This window comes from Pseudomonas palleroniana (genome assembly GCF_022836895.1).
GTDB lineage: Bacteria > Pseudomonadota > Gammaproteobacteria > Pseudomonadales > Pseudomonadaceae > Aquipseudomonas > Aquipseudomonas palleroniana.
Genome location: NZ_CP092411.1, coordinates 770,533 through 794,380, shown reverse-complemented (window position 1 = coordinate 794,380; position 23,848 = coordinate 770,533). Strand labels below are relative to the sequence as shown.

At 59.4% G+C, this 23,848-nt stretch carries 21 protein-coding genes; 8 read left to right on the top strand and 13 right to left on the bottom strand.

The window, feature by feature from the left end:
• Nucleotides 1–61: 61 nt before the first annotated feature.
• Complete coding sequence (locus tag MJP36_RS03415) at nucleotides 62–469, bottom strand: flagellar basal body-associated protein FliL (RefSeq protein WP_060753572.1); 408 nt, start codon at nucleotides 467–469, stop codon at nucleotides 62–64.
• A gap of 150 nt (nucleotides 470–619) precedes the next feature.
• Here MJP36_RS03415 and MJP36_RS03410 point away from each other — a divergent pair, with 150 nt between their 5' ends.
• Both MJP36_RS03410 and glpT read left to right on the top strand, forming a co-directional pair.
• A complete protein-coding gene (locus MJP36_RS03410; protein WP_244384884.1) occupies nucleotides 620–1,597 on the top strand; it encodes an NADPH:quinone oxidoreductase family protein in 978 nt (325 codons plus the stop codon).
• Between the two features lie 295 nt (nucleotides 1,598–1,892).
• On the top strand, nucleotides 1,893–3,242 hold the full coding sequence (gene glpT, locus MJP36_RS03405; RefSeq protein ID WP_060753574.1) for a glycerol-3-phosphate transporter: 1,350 nt from the start codon (nucleotides 1,893–1,895) through the stop codon (nucleotides 3,240–3,242).
• On the opposite strand, the gene MJP36_RS03400 is transcribed toward glpT, so the two are convergent.
• Together MJP36_RS03400 and MJP36_RS03395 are read right to left on the bottom strand one after the other, a co-directional pair.
• A complete protein-coding gene (locus MJP36_RS03400; protein WP_244384883.1) occupies nucleotides 3,228–3,884 on the bottom strand; it encodes a gamma-glutamylcyclotransferase in 657 nt (218 codons plus the stop codon). The genes glpT and MJP36_RS03400 overlap by 15 nt on opposite strands.
• Before the next feature lie 27 nt (nucleotides 3,885–3,911).
• Complete coding sequence (locus MJP36_RS03395; protein ID WP_244384882.1) at nucleotides 3,912–6,296, bottom strand: TonB-dependent receptor plug domain-containing protein; 2,385 nt, start codon at nucleotides 6,294–6,296, stop codon at nucleotides 3,912–3,914.
• Between the two features lie 284 nt (nucleotides 6,297–6,580).
• Between MJP36_RS03395 and MJP36_RS03390 the strand changes: the two genes are divergently transcribed.
• A complete protein-coding gene (locus MJP36_RS03390; RefSeq protein ID WP_244384881.1) occupies nucleotides 6,581–7,045 on the top strand; it encodes a sn-glycerol-3-phosphate transporter in 465 nt (154 codons plus the stop codon).
• On the opposite strand, the gene MJP36_RS03385 is transcribed toward MJP36_RS03390, so the two are convergent.
• The 6 genes from MJP36_RS03385 to MJP36_RS03360 all read right to left on the bottom strand — a co-directional run bounded on the left by MJP36_RS03385 (nucleotide 7,042) and on the right by MJP36_RS03360 (nucleotide 14,319).
• On the bottom strand, nucleotides 7,042–8,010 hold the full coding sequence (locus tag MJP36_RS03385) for a CDP-6-deoxy-delta-3,4-glucoseen reductase (protein ID WP_060753578.1): 969 nt from the start codon (nucleotides 8,008–8,010) through the stop codon (nucleotides 7,042–7,044). The genes MJP36_RS03390 and MJP36_RS03385 overlap by 4 nt on opposite strands.
• Entirely contained in the window at nucleotides 8,010–9,476 is a 1,467-nt protein-coding gene (gene ubiD, locus MJP36_RS03380) for a 4-hydroxy-3-polyprenylbenzoate decarboxylase (protein ID WP_244384880.1), read from the bottom strand. Before ubiD ends, MJP36_RS03385 begins: the two co-directional genes overlap by 1 nt.
• A gap of 59 nt (nucleotides 9,477–9,535) precedes the next feature.
• Nucleotides 9,536–11,524 carry an acyltransferase family protein gene (locus MJP36_RS03375; protein WP_244384879.1) on the bottom strand — a complete coding sequence of 663 codons (1,989 nt, stop codon included), beginning with the start codon at nucleotides 11,522–11,524 and terminating at the stop codon, nucleotides 9,536–9,538.
• Between the two features lie 154 nt (nucleotides 11,525–11,678).
• Nucleotides 11,679–12,938, bottom strand: a complete 1,260-nt coding sequence (rho, locus tag MJP36_RS03370; protein ID WP_003206716.1) for a transcription termination factor Rho — start codon at nucleotides 12,936–12,938, stop codon at nucleotides 11,679–11,681.
• A 234-nt stretch (nucleotides 12,939–13,172) separates the two neighbouring features.
• A complete protein-coding gene (gene trxA / locus MJP36_RS03365) occupies nucleotides 13,173–13,502 on the bottom strand; it encodes a thioredoxin TrxA (RefSeq protein ID WP_060753581.1) in 330 nt (109 codons plus the stop codon).
• Nucleotides 13,503–13,623: 121 nt separating this feature from the next.
• Entirely contained in the window at nucleotides 13,624–14,319 is a 696-nt protein-coding gene (locus MJP36_RS03360; RefSeq protein ID WP_104994986.1) for a FadR/GntR family transcriptional regulator, read from the bottom strand.
• Nucleotides 14,320–14,573: 254 nt separating this feature from the next.
• On the opposite strand from MJP36_RS03360, the gene MJP36_RS03355 reads away from it, so the two are divergent.
• From MJP36_RS03355 to MJP36_RS03340, 4 genes are read left to right on the top strand one after another with little or no spacing between them, the layout of a single operon-like run.
• The gene (locus MJP36_RS03355) at nucleotides 14,574–15,359 is read left to right on the top strand and encodes a transporter substrate-binding domain-containing protein (protein ID WP_060753583.1); all 786 of its coding nucleotides are present in this window, start codon (nucleotides 14,574–14,576) and stop codon (nucleotides 15,357–15,359) included.
• A gap of 14 nt (nucleotides 15,360–15,373) precedes the next feature.
• Nucleotides 15,374–16,042 (top strand): amino acid ABC transporter permease, encoded by a 669-nt coding sequence (locus tag MJP36_RS03350; protein ID WP_104994987.1) that lies wholly within the window; start codon nucleotides 15,374–15,376, stop codon nucleotides 16,040–16,042.
• Nucleotides 16,039–16,689 (top strand): amino acid ABC transporter permease, encoded by a 651-nt coding sequence (locus MJP36_RS03345; protein WP_060753584.1) that lies wholly within the window; start codon nucleotides 16,039–16,041, stop codon nucleotides 16,687–16,689. Before MJP36_RS03350 ends, MJP36_RS03345 begins: the two co-directional genes overlap by 4 nt.
• A complete protein-coding gene (locus MJP36_RS03340; protein WP_060753585.1) occupies nucleotides 16,676–17,413 on the top strand; it encodes an amino acid ABC transporter ATP-binding protein in 738 nt (245 codons plus the stop codon). Before MJP36_RS03345 ends, MJP36_RS03340 begins: the two co-directional genes overlap by 14 nt.
• Here the strand turns inward: MJP36_RS03340 and MJP36_RS03335 are convergent.
• From MJP36_RS03335 to MJP36_RS03320, 4 genes are all read right to left on the bottom strand, one after another.
• Nucleotides 17,385–17,918: a DUF1120 domain-containing protein gene (locus MJP36_RS03335; RefSeq protein WP_244384878.1), complete on the bottom strand. Its 534-nt coding sequence runs from the start codon at nucleotides 17,916–17,918 to the stop codon at nucleotides 17,385–17,387. The two genes, MJP36_RS03340 and MJP36_RS03335, sit on opposite strands and share 29 nt — an antisense overlap.
• Nucleotides 17,908–20,403, bottom strand: coding sequence for a fimbria/pilus outer membrane usher protein (locus MJP36_RS03330; protein ID WP_244384877.1), 2,496 nt, complete (start codon nucleotides 20,401–20,403; stop codon nucleotides 17,908–17,910). Before MJP36_RS03330 ends, MJP36_RS03335 begins: the two co-directional genes overlap by 11 nt.
• A 3-nt stretch (nucleotides 20,404–20,406) precedes the next feature.
• Nucleotides 20,407–21,039, bottom strand: coding sequence for a fimbria/pilus chaperone family protein (locus MJP36_RS03325; RefSeq protein ID WP_425226337.1), 633 nt, complete (start codon nucleotides 21,037–21,039; stop codon nucleotides 20,407–20,409).
• A gap of 192 nt (nucleotides 21,040–21,231) precedes the next feature.
• Complete coding sequence (locus MJP36_RS03320) at nucleotides 21,232–21,888, bottom strand: DUF1120 domain-containing protein (protein WP_060753589.1); 657 nt, start codon at nucleotides 21,886–21,888, stop codon at nucleotides 21,232–21,234.
• 444 nt (nucleotides 21,889–22,332) lie between these two features.
• On the opposite strand from MJP36_RS03320, the gene ppx reads away from it, so the two are divergent.
• Nucleotides 22,333–23,835: an exopolyphosphatase gene (ppx, locus tag MJP36_RS03315; protein WP_090368040.1), complete on the top strand. Its 1,503-nt coding sequence runs from the start codon at nucleotides 22,333–22,335 to the stop codon at nucleotides 23,833–23,835.
• Nucleotides 23,836–23,848 lie beyond the last annotated feature (13 nt).

Here is a 23,848-nt window from a genome sequence, read left to right as displayed (position 1 = left end):
GCCCCCTCCCACACCCGAGCAAATGTGGGAGGGGGCTTGCTCCCGATAGTCGCGCAGCGACTTACTGGATGATCAGGTTGTTGAACAACAGGTCTTCCACCATCGGCTTACCGGTTTCGTCGTTCATGACTTGCTGGGTCTGCTTCAAGGCTTCCTGGCGCAGTTTCTCTTTGCCTTCGACCGTGCTCATGGCCTCGTTGGTCTGCTGGGTGAACAGCGCCACCAATTGGTTACGAATCAATGCATCGTTGGCTTTGACCGCAGCAGCGGCTTCAGGCCCGGTCACACGCAGCGCGATGTCGGCCTTGTACACCTTGAGTTTCGCCGTGCCGTCCAGGCCGTAGTTGCCCACGAACGGCGGCGTCAGGCTGATATAGCTGACCTTCGGCGCCTCGCCTTCTTTGGCTTCTTCGGCCTGGGCCGCCATCGGCAAGGTCAGGGCCAGCATCAACAGAATCCACGCTTTCACAGTTCAATCCTCACATTCGATTGCCCGGTAGCATAACGCTAGCAAGGCTGAGCACAAGCTTATGGCGGCTTATCAGGCCCGGGCATGCTCGTTGACCCACCGGCGTACCCTCCTACACTTATCGGCCACGACGCCAAAAGGAATAGTCCGATGAAAGCTGTGCTGTGCAAAGCCTTCGGCCCCGCCGAAACCCTGGTGCTGGAAGAGATCGAGAGCCCGGCGCTCAAGAAGAACGAAGTCCTGCTGGACGTGCACGCTGCCGGGGTGAACTTTCCGGACACCTTGATCATCGAGGGTAAATATCAGTTCAAGCCGCCCTTCCCATTCTCGCCGGGTGGCGAAGCGGCAGGCGTCATCAGTACGGTCGGTGAAAACGTCAGCCACTTGAAAGTCGGTGACCGGGTCATGGCGCTGACGGGCTGGGGCAGCTTTGCCGAGCAGGTCGCTGTGCCGGGCTACAACGTGCTGCCGATTCCACCGAGTATGGATTTCAACACCGCCGCCGCATTCAGCATGACCTACGGCACCTCGATGCACGCCCTGAAACAACGCGCCCACCTGCAACCCGGTGAAACCCTGCTGGTGCTCGGTGCCTCCGGTGGCGTGGGCCTGGCGGCCGTGGAGATCGGCAAGGCCATGGGCGCCCGCGTGATCGCCGCCGCCAGCAGCGCCGATAAACTGGCCGTGGCCAAGGCCGCCGGCGCCGATGAGCTGATCAACTACAGCGAGGCGAGCCTCAAGGAAGAAATCAAACGCCTGACCAACGGTAACGGCGTCGATGTGATTTACGACCCGGTGGGCGGCGATCTATTTGATCAGGCCATTCGCTCGATTGCCTGGAACGGCCGCCTGCTGGTGGTGGGTTTTGCCAGTGGGCGCATTCCCGAACTGCCGGTGAACCTGGCCCTGCTCAAGGGCGCGGCCGTGGTCGGGGTGTTCTGGGGCTCGTTCGCCCAGCGCCAGCCACAGGACAATGCGGCGAACTTCCAGCAATTGTTCACCTGGCATGGCGAGGGCAAGTTGAAGCCGTTGGTGTCGCAGGTGTACCCGCTGGAGCAAGCGGCTCAGGCGATCAATGACTTGGGGCAGCGCAAGGCAGTGGGCAAAGTGGTCGTCCAAACCCGCTAATCAACTTGAAATGCGGGCAAATGTGGGAGGGGGCTTGCTCCCGATAGCAGGGTGTCAGTCACTGTATTTATTGACTGACCCACCGTTATCGGGGGCAAGCCCCCTCCCACATTTTGATCTGTATTATTGCTAAGAAGCAGATTACGACCCACGCTTATCTATTAGCGACATGTTCGTAAGAGAACATGCAATCGCTCCGTTTTCCTGTGTTTGCAGATAAGAGGCGATGCTATTTTCGGTAACGAAACTGTAACATTCGCATCCGCAGTCAAAACAAGAAATTTGGAGCTCTTGAATGTTTGCTTTCTTTCGTCCTGCCGCACACCAGGCACCCCTGCCTGAAGAAAAAATAGACAGTACCTACCGACGGCTGCGCTGGCAGATCTTCGCCGGTATCTTCTTCGGTTACGCCGGGTACTACCTGCTGCGTAAAAACTTCTCGCTGGCCATGCCCTACCTGATCGACGAGGGTTACACCCGTGGCGAACTGGGCCTGGCGATGTCGGCGATCGCGATTGCCTACGGTCTGTCCAAGTTCCTGATGGGCCTGGTGTCCGACCGCTCCAACCCCCGCTACTTCCTGACCTTCGGCCTGCTGGTCTCAGCGGGGGTGATGTTCATTTTCGGTTTCGCACCTTGGGCAACGTCCAGCGTGACCATGATGTTCATTTTGCTGTTCATCAACGGCTGGGCCCAGGGCATGGGCTGGCCACCCAGTGGCCGGACCATGGTGCACTGGTGGTCGCAGAAAGAACGCGGCGGCGTGGTATCGGTATGGAACGTGGCGCATAACGTCGGCGGCGGTTTGATCGGCCCGCTGTTCCTGCTGGGCATGGCCTGGTTCAATGACTGGCACGCGGCGTTCTACGTCCCGGCCACCGTGGCATTGCTGGTGGCGGCCTTTGCCTTCATTACCATGCGCGACACGCCGCAATCGGTGGGCCTGCCACCGATCGAGCAATACAAGAACGATTACCCGGAAGGCTACAGCGCCAGCCACGAAGAAGAGTTCAGCGCCAAGGAAATCTTCGTCAAATACGTGCTGCGCAACAAAATGCTGTGGTACATCGCCTTCGCCAACGTGTTTGTCTACCTGCTGCGCTACGGCGTATTGGACTGGGCACCGACGTACCTCAAGGAAGCCAAGCACTTCGACGTGGACAAAACCTCGTGGGCGTACTTCTTCTACGAGTGGGCCGGTATTCCCGGTACTCTGCTGTGCGGCTGGATGTCGGACAAGATCTTCCGTGGCAATCGTGGCCTGACCGGCGTGGTGTTCATGGCGCTGGTGACCGTGGCGACCCTGGTTTACTGGCTCAACCCAGCGGGCAACCCGACCATCGATATGATCGCGCTGTTTTCCATCGGTTTCCTGATCTACGGCCCGGTCATGCTGATCGGCCTGCAGGCGCTCGAACTGGCGCCGAAGAAAGCTGCGGGAACCGCTGCGGGTTTCACCGGGCTGTTCGGTTACCTGGGGGGCTCGGTGGCGGCGAGCGCGGCCATGGGCTACACCGTCGACCATTTCGGCTGGAACGGTGGGTTTGTGTTGTTGGTAGGCGCGTGCCTGCTGGCCATCGCGTTCCTGGTTCCTACGCTGTGGCATACCAACAGCGTCAGCGAAGCGCGATCAGCTACCGCTTGAGCAATCCTTGGTACAACGCTTGAGCCGCGCCTCCAGATTCTTATCTGGCATGGCGTGGCTACGCAGGGCGTTCACGGTCTGCTCGACATAATCGCGAGTAGTGCCGTAACGCCCGCAAGCGCTTTGCAGCACATGATTGAGTACGATATCCGGCAAGTTTCCGGCATAGCTGGGTAAATGCCGCTCCAACACAAACCCCAGCGCCTGCACCTGCTTGCCATCTTCCAGGCGGCAACTGAGCCAGTGCGGCCGGTACGAGGGGTAAGGCATTTCGCGCTGCCATAAGGCGTACAACGAGGCTTCCAGTTGGTCTTCCGGCAAACGGTAGGCAAACCCGCTGCAGGAACCCCCGCGATCCAGGCCAAACACCAACCCCGGCAATTCCGGCGTGCCACGGTGCTCGTGAGACCACAGGTACAGGCCGCGGTGATAACCGTGGACTCGCGCCCGCACCCGCTCGGTCGACGAACATTCAGGACGCCAGATCAGCGAACCATAAGCAAATAGCCAGACCGGCCCTCCCTTATGCCGAGCCATAGTGGCCTGCATGGAGCTCATCAATTGTTCGTGAGTCAGTTGCGGCCCCAGATCGAGCCGCGGAGGGTAAGCCAATTGCAAAAGATCGGTTTCAATGGCGGTCATGGCGAAAAACAGTGCGCCCCCTGTGTATTACCAGTTGTAAGCAACTTTACCGTAATAAAACGCGCCGCTGTAACCGTACGGCGAAAAAGTGCTGTAGGCGAGATTGCCGCCGCTGCTGGCGTATGCATTGACTTTCTCCGGGTATTTGTCGGTGATGTTGTCGCCGCCCAGGGTGAAGGTCCAGTTCTTCAACTTGTAGTCCGCCGAAAGGTCGAGCACCCAGGCGGCCTTGAAGGTCTGGTCGTTGACCTTGTCCGCCTGGTAACTGGTGAACTCGCCATAGCGCACCAGGTTGCTGTGCAGTGCCCAGTTGCCATAGGTGAAATCGTTGCCCAGGCTCAACTTGTGCTGCGGTGTGGTATCGCCGAGCAAACCGATGCGCTCACGACGATCAACCCGCACCAGGTTGGCTCCCAGGCTGTCCAGGATCGCCGGGTTGGCTTTCACGTCAGTAACCTGGGTGTGGTTGTAGTTGTAGCCGACGGTGCTGTTCCAACGAATGCCGTTATCGAACAGGTAGCGATAGTTGGCCACCAGGTCGACGCCGTCGGTGCTGGTGTCAGTGGCATTGGTGAAGTAACGGGCGCTGGTGTAGTTGATGTTGCCGACACCGTTGGCTTGCAGGTACGCGATGGTCGCCGGGTTCAGGTTGAGGTTGGAGGACAGACTGATGCGGTCGCGGATATCGATGCGGTAGACGTCGAGCGTCACGGTCAGGTCATCGGTCGGCTCCAGCACCAGGCCGAGACTGTAGTTGCGCGATTTCTCGGGCTTCAGGTCTTCAGCACCGAGCAAGCGGGCGACTTGGCTGCTGGCCGGAAAGGTGCCGGCCTCCTGGACAGTGCTGCCGATCAGTTGCGACGAGGTGTAGGCAAAGTTCTGTTGGGCCAGGGACGGCGCGCGGAAACCGTTGGAAACGCTGCCGCGCAAGGCCACTTGCGGGGTGAAGTCATAGCGGGCCGACAGCGAACCGCTGACGTTGGAGCCGAAATCGCTGTAGTCCTCATGCCGCACGGCGGCCGAGGCGCTGAGTTTTTCGGTGAAATTGGTTTCCAGGTCCAGGTATTGCGCCCAGTTATGACGAGAGGTGCTGCCGGCGTCGGCATCGCGGAACCCACCTAATCCCGAACTGCCGGTCTGATAGTAGGACGCCGGCTCGCCCGCTTCGATTTGATAACCCTGGCGCAGGTATTCGCCACCCAAGGCCACCGAGACAGGATAGGGCAAGAACCCCACGTCGAACTCACGCGACAGGTCCAGGCTGACTTGGCGCTGGTCGTTGCTCAGGGTGCCGTTGTTGAATTTGCGCGGCGTGGCCAGGCCAAGGGAGGTGTTGATGGTTTCGGTCCCCAACTCGTATTGGTTCTTGCCGTAGTTGGCCGACAGGTCGTAATGCCAGTCATAGGCCAGCAAGCCGCGCAAGCCCACGACCAGTGAGGTATCTTCCAGGTTGCCTTTGATCAACGGCAGGTAGCCATTAGGGTTGAGCGCCGCAATGTTGTTGGACGCATTGCTCGCCCGGTAAAACGCAGCCGTCTCGCCGCGCCGCTTGCTGTAGCCGCCAAAGCTATAGAGTTCGGCCGCATCGCTGAACGCATATTCGCCGTTGAACTGGAACTTGCCTTCATCCGTGGCCGGTTCGCCCTGGCGGAACACTCGTTGGCCATAGGTCGTGGAGCCTATGCTGGCGGGGCGAAAATCATGGCCGGCGCGGTTGGTGTAATCGTTGTCGGCCCCTTCGCCCGAGAGATTGATAAAGCCGTTATCGCCCAGCGCCAGCCCGGTATTGCCACTGACGTTGCGCTGGATGCCATCACCTTTTTTGTATTGGCCGAATTTGCTGGAGATCGAGCCGCCGTGGTCGGCGTGCTTGAGGATTACGTTGATCACCCCGGCAATCGCATCCGAGCCATAACGGGCGGACGCGCCATCGCGCAGCACTTCGATATGGTCTATCGCCGACAGCGGGATCGCATTCAAATCCGCCGGCGCAGAACCACGCCCCACGGCACCGCCGAGATTGACGAAAGCGCTGGTATGCCGCCGTTTTCCGTTAACCAGCACCAGGACTTGATCCGGCGACAGGCCGCGTAACTGTGCCGGGCGCACCAGTTCGGCACCGTCCACCAGGCTCGGACGGGGGAAGTTGATCGATGGAATCAACCGTGCGAGTACCGCGCCCAACTCATCGGAGCCGGTGCTGCGCAGGGCTTCACCGGAAATCACATCGACAGGCGACAGCGATGCGCTGGCGGTGCGCTCTTGGGCGCGGGTGCCGGTGACGATCACGGTATCGAGTTTCGGTGCCTCAGCGGCGGCTTCGGCCGCGTGGACTGGATTAAATCCCACAGCGGTCAGCAAATTGGCCGACAAAAGTGCTGTGTACAACCTGTACGTCTTGTAGCTCCCCATACCGCTCCCCTTGGAATCTACTCGGAACTTCAATGCTCTGAGTTCTGACGATCGATCCGGCTGGCGGGCGGTGGCGGTCATTTATTGGTTATTGGCAGAAAGTCGGTAGTCCGTTGCTTATAGCTTAATAAGATATTTCTTACTTAAAAAATACCGAAATTGCATAAGCATAGGCGACCTGATTGTCAGCTCAGGTTCAGGCCACGCAGGACGCCAACCGTCAAACTGTAGGCGTTCAGCGACCCACCCTAGCCGCCCCTTCAAACGACTACCGAGGTCGAACCATGAAATATCTTATTACCGGTCTGCTGCTATTGGCGCCGGCTGCCACAACGCTGGCCAGCGAAGACGAAAAAGGTTTCTGGTACGCACAGACCAGCCTGTACACCCGGCATTTTTCACCGGATCCACAGCACAATAACCATCAGGATCTGATCAACCTGGAGCGTAACGAAGCATCAGGGCGGGTATATGGCGCAGCGACGTTTCGTAACTCGTTCAGTCAGCGCTCTTACTATATCTACGCCGGCAAGCGCTACGATCTTGCTCAATCACCGCTCTACGTGAAGGTGACAGCGGGCGCACTCCAGGGTTATCGCGGCCAATACCGCGATAAAATACCGCTCAACCGATTCGGCGTGGCCCCGGCGATCATCCCCTCAGTGGGCGTGCATGTCGGCCCGGTGGCCAGTGAGTTCGTGCTGCTGGGTTTCAATGCCGCAATGCTCACGGCCGGCGCGCGTTTTTAAGGGCGAGGTGCGTAGGCAAATACGTCGGCACGCATCTGGTGTGCATCCATGCCGGCCTCGACCAGCGCATCCAAAGTGCCATAGATCATGGCCGGAGAGCCGCTGGCGTAGACATGGACGGCCTTGAGGTCGGCAATGTCTTCACACACGGCTTCATGCAACAACCCGCAACGCCCTTCCCAGCCGCATAGATCGCTGACCACTTTGTGCAGGAACAGGTTGGGCAGTTGCTGCCACTGTGGCCAGTGTTCGATTTCGTAGAAGTCTTCGGGTCGGCGCACGCCCCAATAGAGATGTACCGGGTGCTTGAAGCCAGAGGCGCGGCAATGCTCGATCAGGCTGTGCATCTGCGCCATGCCGGTACCGGCGGCGATCAACACCAGCGGCCCGTCGGGCAATTCGGCCAAGTGAGTGTCACCAAATGGCAGTTCGACGCGAGCCATCTGGTTACGCTGCAACTGGTCCAGCAGGTTGCGGGCACTGTCTTCGCGCGCCAGTACATGCAGCTCCAGATCGCGCCCGGCGTGGGGCGCTGAAGCCAGGGAGAATGCCGATTTCTCGCCGTTCTCCCGCTCGATCATCAGGTACTGGCCGGCGTGGTAACGCACCGCCTTACCGGCCGGCGCACGCAGGCGTACACGCCATACATCGCCGCCCACCTCCACGCACTCGCTCAGCTGGCACGACAATTTGCGCAACGGCAACTCTCCCGGCGCCAGCACGCCATCCCACAACACAATGCAATCTTCCAGCGGTTCTGCGATGCACGTGTAGAACTCACCGTGGTCACGCACCTCACCGGCCTGCCGCACGCGGCCCTCCACCAACAGCGCCGCACACACATGGCACACGCCATTGCGACAGGCCTGAGGGCACTCATAGCCGAGGCGGCGCGCGCCTTCGAGGATTCGCTCGCCAGGGACCAGCTCCAGCACGGCGCCGGAAGGTTGCAGGGTTACACGCATCAATCTATTCCCAATTCTTTCCAGATCGCATCGACACGGGCAGTGACGGCCTCATCCTTGACGATTACTCGGCCCCACTCGCGGGTGGTCTCACCCGGCCATTTGTGGGTGGCATCCAGCCCCATCTTCGAGCCCAGGCCCGATACCGGCGAGGCGAAGTCGAGATAGTCGATCGGCGTGTTGTCGATCATCACCGTGTCGCGCTTGGGGTCCATGCGCGTGGTGATGGCCCAGATCACGTCGTTCCAGTCGCGGGCATTGATGTCGTCGTCGGTGACGATAACGAACTTGGTGTACATGAACTGTCGTAAAAACGACCATACACCCAGCATTACCCGCTTGGCATGCCCTGGGTATGACTTCTTCATGGTCACAACGGCCATGCGGTACGAACAGCCTTCCGGCGGCAGGTAGAAGTCGGTGATCTCCGGGAATTGCTTTTGCAGGATCGGGACAAACACTTCGTTCAATGCCACGCCGAGAATGGCCGGCTCATCCGGCGGACGGCCGGTGTAGGTGCTGTGGTAGATCGGCTTGATCCGGTGAGTGATGCGCTCCACGGTGAACACCGGGAAGCTATCGACTTCATTGTAATAACCGGTGTGGTCGCCGTAGGGGCCTTCATCGGCCATCTCGCCTGGATGAATCACGCCTTCAAGGATGATTTCCGCGGTGGCTGGTACTTGCAGGTCATTGCCACGGCACTTCACCAGTTCGGTACGGTTACCGCGCAGCAGGCCGGCGAACGCATATTCGGACAAGCTGTCAGGCACCGGGGTCACGGCGCCCAGGATGGTGGCCGGGTCAGCGCCGAGGGCCACGGAAACAGGGAACGGTTTACCCGGGTGTTTTTCGCACCATTCACGGTAATCCAGGGCGCCGCCACGATGGCTCAGCCAGCGCATGATGACCTTGTTACGGCCAATCACTTGCTGACGGTAGATGCCGAGGTTCTGACGTTCCTTGTTCGGGCCTTTGGTGACGGTCAGGCCCCAGGTGATCAGGGGGCCGACATCGCCGGGCCAGCAGGTCTGCACCGGGAGCATGGCCAGGTCGACGTCGTCGCCTTCGATGACCACTTCCTGGCAGACCGCGTCCTTGACCACTTTAGGGGCCATGGCGATGATCTTGCGGAAGATCGGCAGCTTCGACCAGGCATCCTTCAAGCCCTTCGGCGGCTCGGGCTCCTTGAGGAAGGCCAGCAGCTTGCCGATCTCGCGCAACTCGCTGACCGACTCGGCGCCCATGCCAAAGGCCACGCGCTCGGGTGTGCCGAACAGGTTGCCGAGCACCGGGATATCAAACCCGGTCGGGTTCTCGAACAGCAGCGCCGGGCCCTTGTTACGCAAGGTGCGGTCGCAAATCTCAGTCATTTCCAGCACCGGCGAAATCGGCATCTGGATACGTCTCAACTCTCCGCGCTGCTCAAGTTGCTGCACGAAATCCCGAAGATCCTTGAATTTCATTAACCATGCCACCCGTAAAATAGGCGTACATCCTACCTGCTCTGAGGGCGGCTGGCAGCTTATTGCACGCCATTATCCGTCACGGCAGAGGCATGCGACGCGTTGAACAAGGGTTCGAGGAACGCCTCGACAAACCGCGCGCCCACATCCGAGAGGTGATTGTCGTCGGTGTACAAGGAATGCCCCTCAAGTTCGACGCCGCACCATCCCCCGGCGTCGCACAGCCTGGAGGCCGGGTCCAGCAACATGACACCGGAGTCCGCCTTGGCAAGCTGCTCGAACACATCATTGATATAGGCTTGACGCTGGAGGTGATCCGCGACAGGCATGCCTTCTCTATCCGTCGGTCGCCCCAGCATTGCCAGGCGACTCAGACGATAAGGCGCGCTGAAGGGCAGCAGCGGCACCTCTTTGACCAACCACACCCGATGGCCGCCGGCGCGCAGCCGCTGGACTTGTGCACGCACAGCAGCGGCAAAAAGCTGCTCGGCGACAGCACGGTCATACTTGCCGGTCGCCGGGTCGTGAATCGAGGCGCCGGTATCACCGGAGTGTTCGCCATAGACATAGAGGCTCCAGCGCGCGGCCAGAACCACGTCGCTGAACGCCCCCTGCTCCAGCACTTTGGCGACGCGCTGATTGAACGCCTGGCATCCCGGTGTGCTTTCCTTGCGGTAGAACGGCGTACAACCTGAATACCCGGCCTGGGTAATGCTCAAGCCGTACCTGCTTGCGCCATCCTTGAGTGCGGGAATCAAGGCCGAAGCATGACTGTCGCCCCAGACCAGAACACGGCTGGTGGAGTCCGGGCCAAAATGACATAGCTCTCGATGATCGTTTTTCTTGTCATCCGACAGGCAATTCATCAGTTTAGGGCTCCAGACCCGCGCCTGGGCGAACTGCAACGCCTGCGGCGATAGCCGCCAAGGCGCGCCGTCCGTCCAGGTCATGCTTTTGCCGACAAGCCCCAGGCCGACCAACCCGATAACCGCCGCAACCAGAATTGAGCGCCGCCCAGCCAACAGCCGCTTCTCACGAAACGGCGCCTCGACGAAACGCCAGGACATATAACCCAAGACCATACTCAAACCCAGCAATCCGCCAAGTTCCCATGCCGCCAGACCATCAAGGCTGGCGTATTTGCCATAGACCAGCACAGGCCAATGCCACAGGTACCACGAGTAGGAGATCAGCCCTATACCCACCATCACCCGGCTGCCCAGCAATTGCCCGACCAGTGTGACTTGCTGGCCGTTGGCCCAGATCAGCCCTACCACGCCCAATACCGGCAACAGCGCGGCAGCCCCCGGAAAATCCGTGGTGGCGTCATAACCGAACACCGCCACCAGGATCAGGGCCAGGCTGGCAAGACTGATACCTTGAGCCAATATTGGGCTTGCTCGATATGCCCGCAGCGGCATCACCGCCAGCAGGGATCCGGCCAGCAGCTCCCAGGCCCGCATGGGCAGCAGGTAAAAAGCTTTTTCTGGATAACGGGGCAGTGTCCAGACACAGGCGGCAAAGGACGCCAGCGCCAGGACCAACAAAGCCATGCGCCAGCGCTTTACCTGACTCGAGAGCAACGTCAGTAACAGCGGAAAAACAATGTAGAACTGTTCTTCAACCGACAGCGACCACGTATGCAGCATGGGCTTCATATCGGACGCTACATCGAAGTAGCCATCCTGGCGCATGAAAAACAGGTTTGAGATGAAAATTACCTGGTTGTGAATCGAACGCCCCAGTTCCTCGTAGTCCTTGGGCGCCAGCAGGAACCAGCCCACAACCACTGCCGTCAGCATCATCACGCACAGCGCCGGCAGGATACGTCGGGCGCGCCGGGCCCAAAAATCCACAAAGCTGAAACGCCCGGCTTCACGCTCGCGCCAAATGATCGTAGTGATCAGATAACCGGAAATCACAAAGAAAACATCAACGCCGACAAAGCCGCCAGTGAAGCCCGGCACGCCGAAATGAAACAGCACGACCGCAAGCACTGCGATGGCACGTAACCCGTCAATGTCTCGTCGATAAGCAAGGGTGGTCATAAATCAGTGAGCCAGTCAGGTAAAAAGTACAAAGATTAACAATGAAAGAGATTTTTTTGTTTCTTAACTGACACGTTCACGATGAAAAGCTCCCTTTCTCGATAAAAAAAAGGCGCCCCTGGGGGCGCCATTCTTTCAGACCTGAAACGTCGTATTACTTACGCTTCATCGACAAGAAGAACTCGTCGTTGGTCTTGGTGGTTTTCAGCTTGTCGACCAGGAACTCGATGGCGGCGACTTCGTCCATCGGGTGCAGCAACTTGCGCAGAATCCACATGCGTTGCAGTTCGTCGTCGGCGGTCAGCAACTCTTCACGGCGGGTGCCGGAACGGTTGATGTTGATCGCCGGGAACACACGTTTCTCGGCAATACGACGGTCCAGGGGCAGTTCCATGTTGCCGGTACCCTTGAACTCTTCGTAGATCACTTCGTCCATCTTCGAGCCGGTTTCAACCAGCGCGGTGGCGATAATGGTCAGCGAGCCGCCTTCTTCGATGTTCCGCGCAGCGCCGAAGAAACGTTTCGGTTTCTCCAGGGCGTGGGCATCGACACCACCGGTCAATACTTTGCCGGAGCTTGGGATCACAGTGTTGTAGGCACGGGCCAGACGGGTGATGGAGTCGAGCAGGATCACCACGTCTTTCTTGTGTTCAACCAGGCGCTTGGCCTTCTCGATCACCATTTCGGCAACCTGCACGTGGCGGGTTGGCGGCTCATCGAACGTCGAGGCGACCACTTCGCCGCGCACGGTGCGCTGCATTTCAGTCACTTCTTCCGGACGCTCATCGATCAACAGCACGATCAGATGAACTTCAGGATTGTTACGTGCGATGTTCGCTGCAATGTTCTGCAGCATGATGGTCTTACCGGCTTTCGGCGGTGCGACGATCAGACCACGCTGGCCTTTGCCGATCGGGGCGCACAGGTCGATTACACGACCGGTCAAGTCTTCGGTGGAGCCGTTACCGGCCTCCATCTTCATGCGCACAGTCGGGAACAGCGGGGTCAGGTTCTCGAAGAGAATCTTGTTTTTCGCGTTCTCGGGACGATCGAAGTTGATCGTGTCGACCTTGAGCAGGGCGAAATAACGCTCGCCTTCCTTCGGAGGACGGATCTTGCCAACGATGGTGTCACCGGTACGCAAGTTGAAGCGACGGATCTGGCTCGGCGAGACATAAATATCGTCAGGGCCGGCGAGATAGGAAGCGTCTGCAGAGCGGAGGAAGCCGAAGCCGTCCTGGAGAATCTCCAGCACGCCATCACCGGAGATTTCCTCGCCGCTTTTCGCGTGCTTTTTCAGCAGGGAGAAAATCACGTCCTGCTTGCGCGAACGGGCCATATTTTCTATGCCCATCTGTTCGGCCAATTCGAGCAGTTCGGTAATCGGCTTTTGCTTGAGTTCAGTCAGATTCATATAGGAATGACGTAATCATTTATGGAGGGGGGAAATTAAGCTTTTGGCTTAATGAGGCCGCGCCGCAGAGAAGGCGACAGGATCGCGTACTAATCGAAAAGGAATGCGTCGGCGACGGCTTGCAGGGGGCAGTGGAGAAACCAGTGCGGGGCCGAATGTACCACCTGAGTTTCGGAGCGTCTAGCCCTGTTTAACGAAAAAGCCCCGCGATTTGCGGGGCTTTTTTCACGACGCTTAGATGTTTGCGTCGAGGAAAGCTTGCAACTGGGACTTCGACAGCGCGCCCACTTTAGTAGCCGCAACCTCACCGTCCTTGAACAGCATCAGGGTCGGGATACCACGTACGCCATGCTTGGCCGGGGTTTCCTGGTTGTCGTCGATGTTCAGCTTGGCAATGGTCAACTTGCCTTCGTAAGTGGTTGCAATGTCGTCCAGGACCGGAGCGATCATTTTGCAAGGGCCGCACCATTCAGCCCAGTAGTCAACCAGCACCGGGCCTTGAGCCTTGAGTACTTCGGCCTCAAAGGTCGCGTCGGTGACGTGCTTGATAAGATCGTTGCTCATGGATGTCTCCGGATTGTAAGCAAAAAAAACGTTGCCCATCATAGCCGCCCTTCCCCCGTTCAGGAAGCCGCCTCTGATTGAGTCTTCCTATGACGGCGCATGAGTTTGGGTATAGCCCAACTCACGGCGCTACCGGGGTGACGAAGGCGATACCGGTACGCAACGCCGCGTTGCGCACGTGCTCCTGCATGCTTTTCTGCGCCGCCGCACTGGCGCGCCGCGCCAGGGCACGCAGGATCCTGCGGTGCTCCTGCCAGGTTTCCATGGCACGCTCCGGCCGGATGAACGGTAGTTTCTGGCTTTCCAGGAACACGTCGGCGCTGGCGCTCAGGATGCTCACCATCGCCTGATTACCACTGGCCAGCAAGATGCGTTGATGGAATTCGAAGTCCAGCCGGGCGGCGGCTTCAAAGTCTCCCGCCTTGAGCACCTTGCGCATCGCCTCAAGGTTATCTTCCAACGTGTCCAGTTCATCAATCGTCAACATGACCGCCGCCAACCCCGCGGCAAACCCTTCAAGGGCATAGCGCAATTGGAAGATATCCAACGGCGTGGCCTGGGCGGCGAAGGGCCAGGCAAACCCCGGGGTCTCCTGTACCTCTTGAACGAACACGCCTTTACCTGGCTGCACACTGACCACGCCCAAGGCACTCAAGGATGACAACGCCTCACGCAACGAGGCTCGGCTCACGCCCAACTGCACCGCCAGGTCGCGTTGGGACGGCAGCGCATCACCGGCGGCGAAGCCCTGCTCCTTGATCAGTTTACGGATGGCCTGCAGGGCCGCTTCCGGTACGGCTTGGGCGATGGAATTCATAGAAGACTCAAGGTTCCAGAGAGCTGAGCAGCTAGTTGTAAAGCTATTCGCAGCCCTCGGCAAGCCACGCCCCAAAGGGGCTCGCGCGGTTTTGGCAGCGCTCGAAAAGGGTGCGAAACGCCAGCCGACTGTTCAGACCAGTAAGACCACAAGACTCAACAAACTCCAGCGTTCCAGAGCATTGGCAGTGTCATGGCATGGGCCGTGCAATAGCTCCAGACAGAACATTCCCCCGTATCTTCCGGAGAGTTGCCATGACCAAGCGCTACAGCGCCCTGCTCACTGCCTTGTTTGCCAGCCTGATGCTGGGCCAGGCACCCGCCCAGGCCAACGGTCTGGACGATATCGTTGCCCGCGGCACCCTCAAGGTCGCCGTACCCCAGGATTTCCCCCCCTTCGGCTCGGTCGGCCCCGATATGAAGCCTCGCGGCCTGGACATTGATACCGCCAAGCTGGTGGCCGACCAGCTCAAGGTCAAGCTGGAGCTGACCCCGGTCAACAGCACCAACCGCATCCCGTTTCTCACCACCGGCAAGGTCGACCTGGTGATTTCCAGCCTGGGCAAGAACCCCGAGCGAGAAAAAGTCATCGATTTCTCCAAGGCCTACGCGCCGTTCTACCTGGCCGTGTTCGGCCCGCCTGACGCCCCCATCAGCACCACCGACGACCTCAAGGGCAAGACCATCAGCGTGACCCGCGGCGCCATTGAAGACATCGAGCTGACCGCCGTGGCGCCCAAGGAAGCCACCATCAAACGCTTCGAAGACAACAACTCGACCATCGCTGCTTACCTTGCCGGCCAGGTCGATCTGATCGCCAGCGGCAACGTGGTGATGGTGGCAATCAGCGAGCGCAACCCGAAACGCGTACCGGCGCTGAAGGTGAAACTCAAGGACTCGCCGGTGTATGTGGGGGTGAACAAAAACGAGCCGGCCCTGCTGGAGAAGGTCAATCAGATTCTGGTCGCGGCCAAGGCTGACGGCAGCCTGGAAAAGAACGCGATGCAATGGCTCAAAGAGCCGTTGCCTGCCGATCTCTGAAGCGGAGCTGATCCATGGCCTATCAATTCGACTTTGTGCCGGTGCTGGCCAATACCGATCTGCTGTTGCGTGGCGCCTTGTTCACCCTTGAGCTGACAGCCATCGGCGCAATCCTGGGGGTGGCCCTGGGCACAGTCGGTGCCGTGGCGCGGGCGTGGAAGATTCAGCCATTTGCCTGGCTGTTCGGTGTGTATGTCGAGTTGATCCGCAACACGCCGTTCCTGGTGCAGTTGTTTTTCATCTTTTTCGGCCTGCCGTCCCTGGGGCTGAAAATCACCGAGTGGCAAGCCGCCGTGCTGGCAATGGTGATCAACCTGGGCGCTTACTCAACCGAGATCATCCGCGCCGGTATCCAGGCCATCCCTCGCGGGCAACTGGAAGCCGCCGCCGCGCTGGCAATGACGCGCTTCGAAGCGTTTCGCCACGTGGTATTGCTGCCGGCGCTGGGCAAAGTCTGGCCGGCCCTGAGCAGCCAGATCATTATCGTGATGCTCGGTTCGGCGGTGTGTTCGCAGATCGCCACGGAGGAACTCAGCTTTGCCGCCAACTTTATCCAGTCGCGCAACTTCCGAGCCTTTGAAACCTATGCCCTGACCACCTTGGTCTACCTGTGCATGGCACTGATGATTCGTCAGTTGCTCAACTGGATCGGTCGCCGATTTGTGATGAGGAACAGCCGATGAGTGATTTTTCCTTCTGGGATATCGTGCGCAACCTGGCCACCGGCCTGCAGTGGACCTTGATATTGTCGCTGGTGGCATTCATCGGCGGCGGCGTGATCGGCCTGCTGGTCATGACGATGCGTATCAGCCGCAAGGCCTTCCCGCGCAATGTCGCCCGTACCTACATCGAACTGTTTCAGGGCACGCCGCTGCTGATGCAACTGTTCCTGGTGTTTTTCGGCATCGCCCTGCTCGGGGTGGATATCTCACCGTGGCTGGCGGCGGCGATTGCCCTGACCCTGTTCACCAGCGCCTACCTCGCTGAAATCTGGCGCGGCTGCGTCGACTCCATCGCCCATGGGCAGTGGGAAGCGTCGGCCAGCCTGGCGCTGAACCCGCTTGAACAACTGCGCTACGTGATTCTGCCCCAGGCCCTGCGCATTGCAGTGGCCCCCACCGTGGGTTTCTCGGTGCAAGTGGTCAAAGGCACCGCCGTGACTTCGATCATCGGCTTCACCGAATTGACCAAGACCGGCGGCATGCTCGCCAACGCCACCTTCGAGCCCTTCATGGTCTATGGCCTGGTGGCCCTTGGTTACTTTTTGCTCTGCTACCCCTTGTCCCTCAGTGCGCGCTACCTGGAAAGGAGACTGCATGCCTCTGCTTAGAATTTCCGCCCTGCATAAGTATTACGGCGACCATCATGTACTCAAGGGCATCGACCTGACGGTGGATGAAGGCCAAGTGGTAGCCATCATCGGCCGCAGCGGCTCGGGTAAATCCACCCTGCTGCGCACCCTCAATGGTCTGGAGTCGATTAACGATGGCGTGATCGAAGTCGATGGCGAGTACCTGGACGCCGCCCGCGCCGACCTGCGCAGCCTGCGACAGAAAGTCGGCATGGTGTTCCAGCAATTCAACCTGTTCCCGCACCTGACGGTCGGTGAGAATGTGATGCTGGCACCCCAGGTGGTGCAGAAAGTGCCCAAGGCCAAGGCGGCACAACTGGCCCGCCAGATGCTGGAGCGGGTCGGCCTTGGGGAAAAATTCGACGCATTCCCCGATCGCCTCTCTGGTGGCCAACAACAGCGAGTAGCGATTGCCCGTGCCCTGGCCATGTCGCCCAAAGTGTTGCTGTGTGATGAGATCACCTCGGCCCTCGACCCGGAGCTGGTCAATGAAGTACTCAGCGTCGTGCGCCAACTGGCCAAGGACGGCATGACCTTGATCATGGTGACCCACGAAATGCGCTTTGCCCGGGAAGTCGGCGACAAGCTGGTGTTCATGCACCAGGGCAAAGTGCATGAAGTGGGCGATCCCAAGGTGTTGTTTGCCAACCCGCAAACCCCGGAGTTCGCCAATTTCATCGGCTCAGTGGAACAGCCGGACTGACCAGTTCGAAACTGCCCTGGCTTTCCAGTACCGTCTGATAGCGCACCTCAAAGGCATCGGCAGGCAGGTCAGTGTCGACATCGACCTGGGCCGTCAGCCTTTTGCCCAACGCTCGTGCCACCAGGACCTGGCCCGGTAACAACTGCCCGCGAGTGGCCTCACCGGGCAGGTGTGCCAGCCCCCAATCGACGGCGCGCCCATCCATCAGGGCATGCTTGAGACTCAGCCGCAGGCGCCCCTGTTGCCCGAACCGGAAACCTCGCCCATCTGCCGCGCCAATGAATCGCAACGCGATGGCCGAAGGCTCTGCACACAGCACGCTCAAGTGCAGCGTGCGCGAACCGAGCGTCACCGTCGGGCTTTCGCGCAACGCCTCGCGGTGAACAACGCCATAGTCGATGCGCGACTGGCTCAGCGAGAGCCGACAGTTTTCTGCTCGAACGCCCTGGGCCACCGATACCGTGCAGAACAGTGCAAGCCCCATGCATTTCAGCTTAACGGCCATGGCACACCGCCGAGGCTGTCTCGTAGAACTTGTCATTGTCGGGCTGGGCATTTACGGCAAGGTCCAACACACACGAGGAAGAGTCCGACAAGGAAACCCGCAAATCTTGCGCGTCGTTAAGGTCGTTCAGGAAAATCATGCCCTCTCCCACCACACTGGTCAGAAAACGATTGTGCTTGTCGAAGACCGCAGCCCCCTGGGGCAGAGGTCGACCTTGTGAGTCACTGGCAGTCAGCAGGACGCGGCGCACTTTGACCACCTCGAACGCCACGGTATTGACCGACCCTCGCCCGGCCGCGAGCACCTGGGTGCCGTTCTTCAAGTCAACACGCTTGGGCAAGGACCGGGTCTGAACTTCAAGACGGCTGCTGGTGTACGCGGGCAAGCCAGGGATCACCGCCTGCCCTTTGAAATCGGTCCACACCGGCCCCTGCGGGGTGTCGATTCTTGCAGCGCCGATGTCGCCCACCGAGGCGATCCCAAACGTGTCCTGCACGGTGTAAGGCGAGAATGTCAGCCCGCCGGCGTGGGCCACGACGCCTCCTTGCAACTGCCCTGTATAGCTACTGCCCTGGGCATCTCGGCTGACACCCAGACCGAGTCGGGTATAACGGGGCGTCAGGTCCACCTGGCCACGAACCGACTGCTCCCGATTACTGAGGTCACGCTCGGTGCCCACCTCGTAACGCACGTAGTCATTGACCCGCTCACTGAACGCAGTGCCGGCACGGGCCTGATTCCCACGCCGGCTGACGTAACTGTTTACACGGCGCTCGCCACCCAGGGGCATGCTGACCTGCAGTCGCACGGACAAGTCATTGTCCAGGTCACGCTCACGGCGGCGGTCATCGCGCCCGGCGTCATGGCGGGACTGAGAGCCACCCACCTGTGAATCAGCGACCAACGCCACATCGGCGTAGCGGAACGACTTGTTCCAGGCAGCAAACACATGCTCGGCGGTTTGCCCGTCAAATTGAGCACTGCGGGTATAGCCCAGGGAGAACACTCCCAACGTAGGTTCAACCCAGCTCACACCCGCCGTGTACTGATGCTTGAAGCGCGACCCCAGCTCATCGGCCGTGGTTCGGCGGCCCGCTTCAACGACCTCGCGGTAACCCCGGGTCTGCTGGGTCGAACTGAGGTTGAGATCAACGTTGGCGGCCACCGGGCTGCTTACGGTGACGCTGCTGCGCGAGCCGGATACCGCGTTGCGACTGTCCCGGGACAGGTTATGACGTGCCCCGACGGAAACCCGCTGGAAAAATACACTGCTCAGCGTACCGCCGGCCGCCCCGTATTCAGCGGTGCCCAACACACCGAACCCGGCTGACGAATCGCGCCCCAAACCCCAAGTGCCACTGCCCATGGCGACGACGGGTGATGGCGCCTCATCCAGCGTGTTATCCCGTATCTTGCCGAGGGAAAAATAGTAACCGGGCGCAGCCGGGGCAGCTCCCGCGAAAGAGGCCGCGGGCACCACGAAGTTGCGCTTGGCGCCACGCACATCGATGACGCTGACCTCCAGGTCGCTGGTACCGTTGAGCAGAGGCAAGCCCGTAAGCCTGAAAGGCCCTTCAGGCACCAGCGTGCTGTGGATCAAGACGCCCGACTGACGCACCTCAATTCGCGACTGGCTTTGGGCCAGCCCCTCCACCACGGCGTTGTTGCTGCCTGCCGGCGCTCGCGACTGGCCATCAGGAGAAAACTGCACACCCGATAACTGGATACCGCCAAACAGCGGGTTATTCGTGGAAATCTGGCCGGCCTGGAAAGTCGACTGCAGTGCAGCGATGTCCCGCTGGGCGTAAGCATAGAGATGCTCGGTTCGGGCGTTCCCGTTGTCGGATACATAGAATTGACGACTGCGAACAATCCAATCGCCCAAGTTGAAACCTGCCTCGGTATAGGCCGAAACGAATCGGCTCGGCCCGCTGCGCGAGCGGCTGTCAAACCCCTGCACGTCATAGTTGAACAACGCCGCGGCGCCGCCTCGGGAAAAGTCTGCGGCTTCCCATTGCGGCTCACGCAGTGATTGAGTGGGTACCACCAGCGCCACTTCATTGCTGCCGGGCCGAAGCCGTACCATCGTCGTCGGGAAGGCGCCAAGGAAATCATGGCAGGCCGCACTCGAGGCGTCGCCTTCACGGACAAGACCGGCGGGCTTCACCAAGCCTGCTTTATCCAGCAAGCCCGGGGTAAAACACAGCTGCCCTTGTGCGTCGAACTGCGCATCCACCAACCCAAGCGGGTTTCCATTGATCCGCAATCCCACCCCATGCACACCTTCGCGAAAACGCGCGGCACTGCGAAAGTAGTCGGAAACCTTCGGATCAATACCGTGCGTGGTCAGCGCCGCCAAGTCGAAACCTTCCCCCAGCTCCAGTGCGGGGACGAGGCCGGGCAAGCTCCATAGCGTCGCAACCCCCACAAACAGGCTGGGTCGCCTGGGCCATAACGATGCGACAAGTCTGTTACTCGATGTCATGGGTCAATCAACCCCACTGACATTGATAGGGGCCCGATAGCTGTCCGCCGAAAACCCATAGACCGTGGCCGGTTGAATCTCGACCTCAGTCAAGCCCTCTAGCCCGCCGTCAACCCTCACCGTCAGGGTTTCACCCGGCAAAATGTAGGTCCGTGGCAAAGTAGCCGCAGACCTTCGTGGCAGTAATTGCACCTCCGGCGCAAGGCGCACCACATAAAGGCTGTCGTTGTGAACGGTGAGGCGCTCCCCCGCCTGTACCCACTTCAGCAGTTCCCAAGGAGTTTGATGTACCGGCAGGTCTCGCGGATGCAGGATCAGCGGTAAATTCTGCCGCAGGGTGATACCAATGGTCGCACCACCCGCCGCACGTGCCTGGGGAATCCCCTCGAAGGTCACTCGCTTCAGCCGCTGGGCCTGGAGTGGCGCCTCAAGGGTACTGATGAAACGCACCAACTGAGTCTCACCGGCCTCCACACGCGTAATGGGCGGTGTAACAATCAATAGCGGCTCAGGATCTTCCGGTATGTTTTCAATGACCGAATGCAGCAGCGCCGGCGTCGCATCGGTATTTTTTATATTGATGGTGGCTTCGCCCTGCGCTTCATAAAGCACAACCACTGTAGTTTCCGGCAACATACCGTCCGCAGTTGCAACGCCGATAAAACACAAGAACAACCCTGCATATAACAACCACGAATGACTTACTACTGAAAGACTGGGCACTCAGTACGCTCCACGACAGGGAAGTGACAATTGATAAACTGAAATCCACTTAGAAACAGCCGACAAGAAACGAGTCAGTTTCCTGATCGGCTGTATTCCAGTCGCTTAGATGTAGCTCAGTTCAAGTGTCGCGCGCCCATCCAGGGTAATGTCGCGACTCAGGTCCAGATCCTGGCCTTTATTGATCACCGCCCTGACAGCGATAGTCCCGGTCAGTTGTGCGACCGGAGCGGGAACGGCAGTGACGCCGGATCGCCAGGAGTATTGGGTAGGCGACTGCGCGACTTTTCCGTCACTGTTCTGCCAGGCACCGGCGCCGATACGCATGATGGGGTTGAGCACAACGGCCGAAGCCCTGAGATCCTTCAGGGTGACGGCAAAACCGCCGGTCTTGCGGCCAGACACAAGGCCCAGGCCAAAGTTATGCGTCTCGGTATAGCCCGCGCCAAGCGCATTCAGGATGCCAGGCACCTTGCTGCCGGCCTGCAGGTCGACAAATTTCAGCCCGAACTTGGCGGGCGTGGTACCGCAACTGACGGTCAGCGGGGTAGTCCTTTCCGCAAGCGGATTGAATGCCGTCGGGAGCAGTTGACCCGAAGGAATTTCGCCGTAGTTGATAATGCCGCCGCCGGTCATGCTGAGGTTACACGCCGCCGGTTTGATCGTACCCCTGACGATCAGCTCGGCAGTAGTGGAAGCCTGTGCATTGAGGGTTGCGGCCAGGCAAGCGATACCAAGAGTCAATCCAACAATTTTTTTCATATTCAACCTGTCACAAAAAGTTATCAGGTGTATTTATTTTTCTTTACAAGACAAGCCATAAATAAATAACACCACGGCAAAATTGCCGAGTGACAGTCTGTTCGCTTGGTAGTTGACTAAAGAATAAGACGGCACCTCAATTATTGTGGGAGCGGTAAAAAGAAACTGTCAGCGTGGCAACCTCCAACGGTAGGTTCAACTAACATAAGGAATAAAAACTGCACGCCTGGATTGTAGGCAAAATCATAATCGGACTTAAAACCTACACTAGTTAAATATCCTACGCCGCCCCAGAAGCACTTCTACAAAAGCCTGGAAAGACAACCTACATTTCCTACAAAAAAGTCTCACATACAGCCTCAGAGAAATTCCCGAAGCACAACGCGTTGGCGCCAGCGGTCGATCGTGGCACGATGGCAAGGTTATCGACCGAGACCCCAAACCATGCCGCAATCCCAAGCCAAGAATCTGTCCCTGATCGCCGCCATCGACCTGGGCTCCAACAGCTTTCACATGGTCGTGGCCAAGGCCCAGAACGGCGAAATCCGCATCCTCGAGCGGCTCGGCGAAAAAGTACAGCTGGCTGCCGGGATCGACGACGAGCGTCAACTCAATGAAGAATCCATGCAGCGCGGGCTCGACTGCCTCAAGCGCTTTGCCCAACTGATCAACGGAATGCCCCCGGGCTCCGTACGGATCGTGGGCACCAACGCATTGCGCGAAGCGCGTAACCGCAACGACTTCATCCATCGCGCCGAAGAAATCCTCGGGCACCCGGTAGAAGTCATCTCCGGCCGTGAAGAAGCCCGCCTGATCTACCTCGGCGTTTCCCACACCCTGGCCGACACTCCGGGCAAACGCCTGGTGGCGGACATCGGCGGCGGCAGTACCGAGTTCATCATCGGCCAGCGCTTCGAACCACTGCTGCGTGAAAGCCTGCAGATGGGTTGCGTCAGTTACACCCAGCGTTATTTCAAGGACGGCAAGATCACCCCGGCGCGCTACGCCCAGGCCTACACGGCGGCACGGTTGGAGATCATGAGCATCGAGCACGCCCTGCACCGCCTGACCTGGGATGAGGCCATCGGCTCGTCCGGCACCATCCGCGCCATCGGCCTGGCCTTGAAAGCCGGCGGCCATGGCACCGGCGAGGTCAACGCCGAAGGGCTGGCGTGGCTCAAGCGCAAATTGTTCAAGCTGGGCGATGCCGAGAAAATCGACTTCGATGGCATCAAGCCCGACCGTCGCACCATCTTCCCGGCCGGCCTTGCGATTCTCGAAGCGATCTTCGACGCCCTCGAACTGCAACGCATGGACCACTGCGATGGCGCCCTGCGCGAAGGCGTGCTCTATGACCTGTTGGGGCGCCATCACCATGAGGACGTGCGTGAGCGTACCCTCAGCTCGCTGATGGAGCGCTACCACGTCGACCTGGAACAAGCGATTCGCGTAGAGCGCAAGGCTTTGCATGCGTTCGACCAGGTGGCCGCGGATTGGGACCTGGAAGACGGCGTATGGCGCGAGTTGCTCGGCTGGGCCGCCAAGGTGCATGAAGTGGGTCTGGACATCGCCCACTATCATTACCACAAGCACGGCGCCTACCTGATCGAGCACTCCGACCTCGCAGGCTTCTCGCGGGAAGACCAGCAGATGCTCGCCCTCCTGGTGCGCGGCCACCGCCGCAATATTCCCAAGGACAAGTTTGCCGAATTCGGCGACGACGGCATCAAGCTGATACGCCTGTGTGCGCTGCTGCGCTTTGCGATCCTGTTCCACCACATCCGTGGCACCCAGGAAATGCCTCAAGTGACCCTGAGGGCCAACGGCGACAGCCTCGACGTGGTATTCCCCAAAGGCTGGCTGGATGAAAACCAGTTGACCCAGGCGGATTTCGCCCAGGAAGCGGAGTGGCTGACGCGGGTGGGGTTCAGCCTGAACGTGCGCTGACCCAAAGAACAAA